Origin of the sequence: Methanosarcina sp., assembly GCF_035390745.1 — an archaeon.
Lineage (GTDB): Archaea > Halobacteriota > Methanosarcinia > Methanosarcinales > Methanosarcinaceae > Methanosarcina.
This window is the reverse complement of record NZ_DAOOUJ010000093.1, coordinates 1-8,020: the sequence shown is the minus strand read 5'-3', so window position 1 is coordinate 8,020 and position 8,020 is coordinate 1. Positions and strand designations below refer to the sequence as shown.

2 protein-coding genes and 1 pseudogene are annotated in these 8,020 nt (G+C 44.2%); all 3 read left to right on the top strand.

Annotated features, from left to right (window positions below; genetic code table 11):
* Positions 1-203 (top strand): annotated as a pseudogene (locus PLL47_RS13990) (IS1634 family transposase); the annotation flags it as partial.
* Between the two features lie 787 nt (positions 204-990).
* The gene (locus PLL47_RS13985; RefSeq protein ID WP_324447062.1) at positions 991-6,783 is read left to right on the top strand and encodes a DUF3320 domain-containing protein; all 5,793 of its coding nucleotides are present in this window, start codon (positions 991-993) and stop codon (positions 6,781-6,783) included.
* A 246-nt stretch (positions 6,784-7,029) separates the two neighbouring features.
* Positions 7,030-8,004, top strand: coding sequence for a DMT family transporter (locus tag PLL47_RS13980; RefSeq protein WP_324447061.1), 975 nt, complete (start codon positions 7,030-7,032; stop codon positions 8,002-8,004).
* Positions 8,005-8,020: the final 16 nt, after the last annotated feature.

Here is an 8,020-nt window from a genome sequence, read left to right as displayed (position 1 = left end):
TCTGCTTCATTGGACTCATTATTAGAATGAGGCTACTCAATATAATGAGGGAGACCAGGATTATCGAGGAATATACAGTTGAAAGTTTACTCTTAGAGCTTGAAAAGATAAGGAAAATAGAACTGCAAAATGGGGAAGTAATAGTTACAGAACTCACAAGAAAGCAAAAAGAGATTATGGAAAAATTGAATTTATGCGCTTAAAAAGGCGGAAGTTAGGTCGAAAATGATCTGGAAAAAATAAAAGGAAGGTAAAGCCAGAAGATGGTAAACATGGAAAAACCTCTAATGAAAGAGCAGTTTTTGTATTTTATCATAGCCCTTATTGTATGCACATTATTAGGATATCTGTCTCATTGATTTAATGAATGGAATAGTTACTGGAATTTTCATTGGAATTGGGTTCGTTATAGGGATGAATCTAATAGGAAAAAGGCGAAAGCAAAGGAAATAAACAGTACAGAACCAGGTTATATTTGGAAAATTTCCATTTCTACATCTGTTTTTATTGCTTCGTGCTGCTTTTTTTCAATTTTCGATCCCATTTTTTTCTCTACTTACTGAATAATATCGGCCGATTAATCAGGAGCTACCAACAAATTCTAATAACAGATATTTCAGATGTAGTTCCTTGTTTGTACATACAATTTCAAACAGCTAATATACACCCACTTATACACACTTACTTAATCCTTTTTCAGAGGAGTATATAAAGCTCAGAGTAATTAGAAATATATAAAATTTAAAATGTCTGGTAAAATGTTTTATACTCTTACATCAATATTCTAAAGTTGTATGTTTAAGGAACTGGATTCTTTCAGAATTTAAAAAGACTTCCTGAGGATTTCGTTCCGGTTTCGGAAGATCTTTCTGCCAGAGTTGAAGCTTCATTTCCGGCAAAACATGGTAAAATTTATTAGTAAATATTCTGTATTCTTATCTGTATCACAAATATATTTTATTGATTATTTGAACATGGCCTGGTATTTTTATGGTGGACGTAGTTAAGGAACTGGAAACACTAAGGCAGAATTTACTCGATTTATCCCTTCGGAATAACCTTCTCAATTACCGTCCTTCCCCGAGACGGACAATTTCAATTACGGGCAGAACTCCGGAGGAGGTCTATGACCTTTTTGTTCTTCAGGAAAAATCAATGAAATTCAGGGCAATTAAAACCAGACCCAAAAAAGGTAGAAAGGCTGAAAATGGGGAAGAAGACGATGATGCGGAAAGCGAAAACCGGCTGCTGAAAACGATAGGTAAAATCCTTACTTCCGAAGAAAAAAATAAAACATCTAACTCCCGTTCCGAACCTTTCCTTGAAACTCCTGACGACAATGAGACCCTTGACAGGAAGCTTTTTTACGTTTTTAACCAGGCAAATTCCATTTTTGAAGAGCAGGGATATCCGGTTCTTTATCTTGCAATGGGTTTTTTGCAGTGGAGTGAAACCAAATCTCCGGCAAAGAGCCTGAAGGCCCCCCTTATCCTTGTCCCTGTTGAACTCAAAAGGATAGGAAAAGGAAGAAATTTCAGCATCCAGTGGACAGGGGATGAGGTTTTCACCTCCATTACCCTTCAGGCGAGGATGAAAGAATTCGGAATAGAGATTCCTGAATTCGAGATGCCTGAAGAAGCCTCAGGGATACAGGAATACTTCAGGACAGTGGCTGCGGCAATCCGCGAAAAACCTGAATGGAAAATCATTCCGGAAGTCTGCCTGGACCTCTTCAACTTCAGAAAATTCGTCATGTATAAAGACCTGGACACTGCGACCTGGCCTGAAGACATGTCCCCTGCAGAGCATCCACTGATTCAGAAAGTCTTCAATCCTCAGGAACCCGAAAGTGAGGTTCAGGGCTTTCGGGAAGAGGAAGTTGACCTTAAACTTACGGCAAAAGACACCTACCATATAATGGATGCCGACTCTTCCCAGATTGCTGTCATCGAAGATGTAAAAGCCGGAAAAGACCTTGTAGTGGAAGGGCCTCCCGGAACCGGAAAGTCCCAGACCATTGCAAACACAATTGCAGAACTGCTTGCACAGGGCAAAAGCGTACTCTTTGTGAGTGAAAAGATGGCTGCCCTTCAGGTAGTAAAGAGCAGGCTCGACAATGCCGGTCTGGGAGATCTCTGCCTCGAGGTCCACAGCCACCAGACAAGGAAAAAAGCCGTACTTGAAGAGCTGGAGAAAGCCCTTAACCGCGAAGCTCCTCCTGCTATAAGTGCCGAAAGGGACCTTAACGAGCTTGAAAAGCTTAAACAGGAGCTCAACGGGTATGCACAGACACTCAGGGAACCTGCGGGAAAGATCTATCCAAGCCTGTATTCTCTTTATGGAGTAAAGGAAAAGAACAGGATTTACTTTGAGTCAAAGGGCCTGAAAATGCCCCGCTTTAAGTTTCAGGATGCTGAGACATGGGAACCTGCAGCCTGGGCAGAAGCCGAGTCTATTCTGGAAAAAATGGGGCAGGTACTTCCAGCCCTTGGGCCGGTTAAGAAAAATACCTGGTACGGCTGTGAGCCAGGACTTGTTCTGCCTTCAGACCTCGGGGAAATCGGGGCTGTTGCAGATGAATGCGCTTTTGCTTTTGAAAACCTTGAAAAGTCGATAAAAACCCTCAACGATATCTCTGCAACCGCAAAGCCTCAGACGCTCAAAGATATTTCCGGCATAACCGAAGCTGCAAAACTTATCAGCAAATCAAAGCCCCTTCCTGAGAAACTGCTTCAGAACCCTGAATGGGACTCCGAGGCTTTTATATCCGAAGCCGAAGCTCTGGTATCAAAGGTCAGGCAGTACAGGGAACTGAAAACCTTTGTGGAAAAAACTTTCCATCCTTCTGTTTTTGATTTCAACGCATCGGAATTTAAGGAAGTTTCCGGCAAACTGCTCAGCATTTTAAACTCAAAATACAGGAAATTAAAAAAGGATATTTCAGCCTGCTATATTTCGGGGGCTCCTTCAAAAGACAGCAAAATCCTTCTCGACCTTGCCTGCGTTTCCGAATGCAAGGCGCGCAGGACTGAGCTTGAAGGGGCTGAAATAAGCGGGAAAAAATTCTTCTCGGATTACTGGAAAGGCTTTGAGAGCGACCCTGCCCTGCTGGAAGATTACTGCAAATGGATGGTTCCTTTCCGCAGGCATATCAAAGACGGCTTTTTAACTGACAGGTCGGTCAGGCTTGTTGGGAGCGGAGTTGACTCGGCATCCGTTGAATCTGCAGTGAACGAAGTCATGGCAGCAAAGGATACTTTCCTTCTCTCCATTGAAAAACTCGGCATTCTCATAGGGGCAGATTTCGGGAAAATGTTCGGTGATATCGAAGCTGTAAAACTCAGCCAGTTAAAGACCCGTGTAACCAAATGGAAAGATGAGACTTCTTCCCTTGTTTTCTGGAGCCAGTACCTTGGATACAGGCAGGCATGCCTTGAGACACTCGCTTCTCCTATGCTTGATGACATAGAAGCCGGAAAAATAGAGCCTCAGGATATGATCCCTGCTTTTGAAGGAAACTACGCGGAAAGCATGTTGCATCGGGCTTTCAGGGAGAGACCAGATCTATCTGCTTTTATCCGGGAACTGCATGAAGGCAAGATCAGCAAGTTCATAGAGCTTGACAAAAAAGTCCTGCTTGAAAACAGGAAGAGGATTGTCTGTTCTGCCTATGAAGACGCTCCAAAGCTGACTTCTGGGGCGTCAAGGGCTTCCGAAGCTGGAATTTTGCTTAACGAATTCAACCGCAAACGCGGACACATGCCTATCCGAACACTAATGAAAAAAGCAGGCGGCCTTATACAGAAAATCAAGCCCTGCTTCCTCATGAGCCCGCTTTCCATTGCGCAGTACCTTGACCCGCGGAGCACAAGGTTCGATGTTATCATCTTTGACGAAGCAAGTCAGGTCAGGCCCGAAGATGCTGTCGGTGCGCTCCTGCGCGGAAAGCAGGTAGTGGTAATGGGAGACTCAAAGCAGCTTCCTCCAACTGACTTCTTCGATACTGTTGTCGATTCTCATGAAACTGAGCCCGAAGACTATACACCCGCAGGGGACATGGAAAGCATACTTAACGTCTGCAAGCGCAGTTTCCCGGTAAAGACCCTGCGCTGGCACTACAGGAGCAGGCACGAGTCCCTGATTGCAATTTCAAACCAGGAGTTCTACGATAACCGCCTCTACGTTTACCCCTCCCCTATGCAGAAAGATGAAAGCCTGGGGTTGAAGTTCGTCCACCTCCCTGATGCAGCTTACGACAGGGGCAAGAGCGGGGTAAACAGGATAGAAGCAAGAGCTGTTGCCAGGGCAGTGTTTGAACACTACCAGAAGTATCCCGGAAAGAGCCTCGGGGTCGGGACCTTCAATATTAAACAGCAGGAAGCTATTCAGGAAGAGATAGAAGCCCTCCTTAAAGCAAACCCGGGGTTTGACCTAAATTCCGGGAATGACAGGGGTGAACACTTCTTTGTAAAGAACCTCGAAACCATCCAGGGCGACGAAAGGGATGTAATTCTGCTGAGTGTTGGTTACGGCTTTGATTACAACAGGAAACTTTCCCTTAACTTCGGTCCTCTTAACAGGGACGGAGGAGAAAGGCGTCTTAATGTGCTTATCACAAGGGCAAGGGAAAAATGCGTTGTATTTTCAAACTTTACTTCAAGAGACCTGCCACTTGACGAAAACTCTCCTTTCGGGCTCAAAGCCCTCAAAGTCTTCCTTGAGTTTGCCGAGAGCGGCACGCTTCCTGCGCCGTCGTGCGGTATGAAGGAACTTGATTCTCCTTTCGAAGAAGCGGTTGCCGAGTTTCTTACTGAAAACGAGTGTGAGGTCCACAGGCAGATAGGGTGCGCAGGATACAGGCTCGACCTTGCTGTCCCTCACCCTCACCATCCCGGCAGGTATGTGCTCGGGATCGAGTGCGACGGGGCAGATTACCATTCATCTCCTGTTGCAAGGGACCGCGACCGCCTGCGCCAGCAGGTACTTGAAGGGCTGGGCTGGAATATCTACAGGGTCTGGTCTACTGACTGGTATCTCCACCCCAAAGAATGCAGGGAAAAACTGCTTGAAACCGTAAAGGAAGCTGTTAAGCAGGCAAAACTGCAGGCGAAATCCGAACCCGAACCTGAAGCTGTAAATCTAAACGAGCCCGCTGCCTGGGCAAAAACCGCAAAAAATTATGAGATAAGTGTCAGTCCTGCTGCCAGTATGATTTTGCCTGATGTCAATTCTTCTGAAGAATCTGAAGTGAAGACATTTGAGACAGCTCCTCTGACGAAAAAATCCTCCGGGACGGATATCCTTTTAGAAAACATTTCAGGAAATTCGCCCTTTGTGAGGAAAGTTCAGGTCGAATACTCGCCTAAAAAGAAGCGTATCACAAAAACTCCTCCTGAAGCAGCAGACGAAGAGGAGACAGAAGAAGCATACGAAGGGGAACCGGCAGAAGATCGGGAATATGAAGACGAAGCAGGAGATGAAGAATTATCTTATCAGGATGTCTTCGGGTTGAATAAAAGTCTTTCAACTTCTTCAGGTGGAGATTTCCTTCCTGAAATGACTTTCAAAGCAGAGTCTATGGCCACATTAGCTGACGAAAACTCCAGAAACAGGCCTTCCAGAAAATCAAAGAAATCAAAACTTCTTAAATTCAGTGCTGATCCGCGCTCGGATTTTGAAACGGATATGGGGGAAGAATCGTACCTGATTCCTGAGCCTGAACCTGAAAAAATGAACTTCTACCAGGCTTACCCTGAAATCGATTTCAGTGCAGGTCCGGAAAAGAAGAGAAAAGGCAGGAAGATTAACGAATTTGCTTACATTTACGGCTCTGGAGGCTTCTTTGATCCTGAAGAACCTGATGAGGACGATTATCCTGACCCTCAATGGAGTTCAGGGCCTGAAATAATATTTGAACCTGAAACCGGGTCTGGAAATAAGGCAGGATTGGAATCCAGCTCTGGAGCTAAGATTGGCAGTGAAATAAAAGCCAGAAATGAAACCGGAGTAGAAAAAAAGGATAAAGATGGTTCGAAACCCGGAATAAAATCTGAATCAGGGCTTAAATCTAAAATTGAATCTGAATCCATACATGGCAGTGATACTCAGGGTAAACCAGAAACCGGTTCCGGTTCAACGTCCGGGGTTAAAAATCCCAAAATAATCGAACCTGATGACCCTGATGATGTGAAAGGGGTGGAGGAAAAGGTATCAGAAAAAGTGAACGCTCTTGAAGCTCTTGTTCCTCCTTACAGAATCTGCCTCTCCTCCGGACTCCAGCAGTCAGCAGACCTTTCTGAAATCTCTGATGCACAGATCGAGGAGGCAGTTGTAAATATTGTGGAAGTTGAAGGCCCCATTCATTCGGAGGAAATACTCCAGAGGATAAGATCACATACAGGACTCCCGCGCATGCTCGGTAAAATAAGGCAGAGGATACTTGACGCTGCGGCATCTGCCGAAAGTTCGGGAAAAATTCAGGCAAAAGGAGAATTTTACTGGCCTATTTCGGGACCTTCAGCCCTTTTGCGCAGGCGGGATGCCGAAGCGTATGCAAAGATCGAATGGATCTGTGACGAAGAGATAAAGGAGGCTGTCCGTTTCGTCCTTACAAACCAGTACTCAACCCCTATGGAAGACCTTATCATCCAGACCTCGAGGGTGCTGGGGATTAAGACCACCCGCAAAAATGCATGGGACAGGATAGAAAAACTCATTCGGTCGGGGATAGAGAGTAATGAACTGACCCGTACTCCAAACGAAATGATTTATTTTGTAGAGTAAACAGGAAGAAATATTAATTAATTTATATTTTATATTAATTTATATTTTATTTTTATTTATACATTATTTTTTCCTTTAATTCTTCCTTATTTTTACTCATTATTATTTTATAATTTATGTTATTTTTTCTTCTATCCATTATTTACTTAAGTTTATGTCTAACTTCAGTATCTTTTTATATATATACTGATTTATAATTTTCAAATAGTTTTATATTCAGGGTCTAATATCTCTCTTGTAATTATTATGTTCACTACATTCAATGAAAATAATCAATCATTTACAGCAGTTATTACTTCCTGTATCCTTTTCGGGATAACAGGCATATTTGTAAGAGAAATAGAAGGAATGGAAGCAGGTTCCATCCTTTTCTACCGCTCATTTTTCGGGTTTGCGGTCGTTCTTGGGTATCTTGCTTTGTTCGGGGGGATAAGAAAAGTTCAACTGAAGCAAAAGAAATCCTATATGCTTTTGCTTGGGGTTCTTAATGCCGTAACGATGTTTACCTACTTCTCCGCAATAAGGCAGCTCGGCATCCCTGTAGCTGTGCTTCTCCTGTATACAGCGCCGATATATGTTACCCTGCTCTCTCCCCTGCTCCTTAAAGAGCGTGTAACTGTACTGGATATGCTTGCACTTACCCTCTCTATCTCGGGTATACTGCTTGCTATCAACCCTTTAAACGCAGGCGGGATTGCAGCCCCGGAAAATGGAATCTACATTACAGGAATCCTTTTCGGACTGATCTCAGGTCTTTCATATGGCTGCTCGATCATGACCATGAATCACCTGAAGGAAAACTATTCGGCTGTAGAGCAGATGTTCTGGTCAACATCGGTAACCCTTATCCTGCTCTTCCCTTTCGGAATATCCGTGTCAGGGCCGGTTTTGCTTGAAAACCTTAAATTGCTAATACCTTTAGGAATCATAGCTGCTGCTCTTGCATCTCTACTGTACTTTAGAGGGCTGGCTCGTATTAAAGCTCAAACCGCAGCCGTGCTCTCCCTGCTTGAGCCGGTCAGCAGTATCTGTTTCTGCTGCACTCTCCTGGGAGAGACTCTGCAGTCGAATACGATCAACGGCTGCCTCTTTATACTTGCAGGTGCCGTACTTATTGGAAGAAGCGACTCGATCCAGCCAGGAGTCTATGAAAAGTATTTCCGGGACATGTGGGCAAGGTTTTTCCAGCCTTACATACCTCTCAGACCGGGAAAGCTCTAAACCTCTTCCATTTATA

Excerpts from the sequence above, each read along its gene's own strand:
- PLL47_RS13985 (WP_324447062.1), top strand. The coding sequence starts at position 991 with ATGGTGGACGTAGTTAAGGAACTGGAAACACTAAGGCAGAATTTACTC.
- PLL47_RS13980 (WP_324447061.1), top strand. The coding sequence starts at position 7,030 with ATGTTCACTACATTCAATGAAAATAATCAATCATTTACAGCAGTTATT.